A 1,366-nucleotide genomic window follows, 5' to 3' on the forward strand; every position below is an offset into this window, starting at 1 on the left:
TGCGGATGTGCCCGTGGGCTCCTACCTCTCCGGCGGAGTGGACTCAAGCATGATCCTGGCACTGGCCTGCCATCTTCACGGCAAGAACGTCCATACCTACACCGTCCGTGTCGATCACCCCGACCTGGATGAGCTGGACGCAGCCAGCATGGTGGCCCGGTACATTGGCGCCCCTCCACCCATCGTTCAGAACTTCAGGTCTGAGGATATCCTCAACACCTACCCGCGCCTCATCCAGGCGGCCGAGGCCCCAGTGATCGACACCTCGTGCGCGGCCTTGCTCCAGCTCGCTCAAAAGGTGAACGCGAGCGGCCAAAAAGTCGTCCTCACGGGCGAAGGGGCGGATGAGTGGCTCATGGGCTACCCCTGGTACAAGCTCGCCAAGGTGCTGGGATATCTGGACATACTTCCAAACGTTCGCCTCAGCGACTGGATGCGCCGCGGTTACCTGCGGATGAACAAAGTCCCCCAGTACACTCGCGCCATCCGCAGGCAGATCGAGGACGTGATCGGCGGCCCCAATGCCTGGGTGGATTCCTACGGACTGCTCAGCATCACAAAGTTCCGTTTCTACAGCGAGGCCATGCGCCCCATGATGGACACCATCGAACCCTGGGAATCGCTCAACATGGATCTGGCCCGGGCAAAACGATGGGATCCTGCCAACCGGGGCGTGTGGATGGCAGGCCGCGTCACCCTCGCAGGCCACCTGCTCCAGGCCAAGGGCGACCGTGTCGCCATGCACTCCTCTGTGGAGGTGCGCTATCCATTCCTTGACGAGGAGGTGTTTGATTTCACCTCCAAACTCCATCCGAAGTGGAAGCTCAACGGCTTCCGGGACAAACACATTCTCCGCCTGCTGGCCGAGCGGTGGGTGCCGCCTTCCATCTACAAGCGTGGCAAGGTCATCTTCCGCGCCCCGCTCGACAGCTTCCACTTGGATCCCTCACCAGAGTTCATCAACGAGCTGTTGAGCGAGGAGTCACTTAACCGGAGCGGGTACTTCAACGCCGCGGCCGTGCATCAGTGGCGCAAGGCATACCAAGACCTGCGCGAAGGGTCGATGCCCCGACTATCGGTGGAGATGGGCCTCGCCGCCGTGGTGGCCACGCAGCTGTGGCATCACTTGTACATTGACAGCTCTCTCTGCAGCCTGTCGGATTGGACGGGCATCGTACCGCCCGCGGAGACAGGCCTGCCTCCAATGACCACTCATTGAAAAAGCAACTGGGGCCTGTCACTCGCATTCGCGAACAACAGGCCCCGGAGTTAGGTCTTTGGGGTAAAAACTGACAAAAGTCCGCTTAGAACCTGTTTGGACAAAAACGCTGGGTGTGTTGCGAGGCATTTTGAGTCTGGACAAGGC

At 60.4% G+C, this 1,366-nt stretch carries 1 protein-coding gene; it reads left to right on the forward strand.

What is annotated here, in order from left to right; translation table 11 throughout:
* Positions 1–1,219 (forward strand): asparagine synthase C-terminal domain-containing protein (locus BV034_RS20185; RefSeq protein WP_265593235.1); only part of this gene is annotated, 1,219 nt, incomplete at its 5' end.
* Positions 1,220–1,366: the final 147 nt, after the last annotated feature.

This window comes from Verrucomicrobium sp. BvORR034 (genome assembly GCF_000739635.1).
GTDB lineage: Bacteria > Verrucomicrobiota > Verrucomicrobiia > Verrucomicrobiales > Verrucomicrobiaceae > Verrucomicrobium.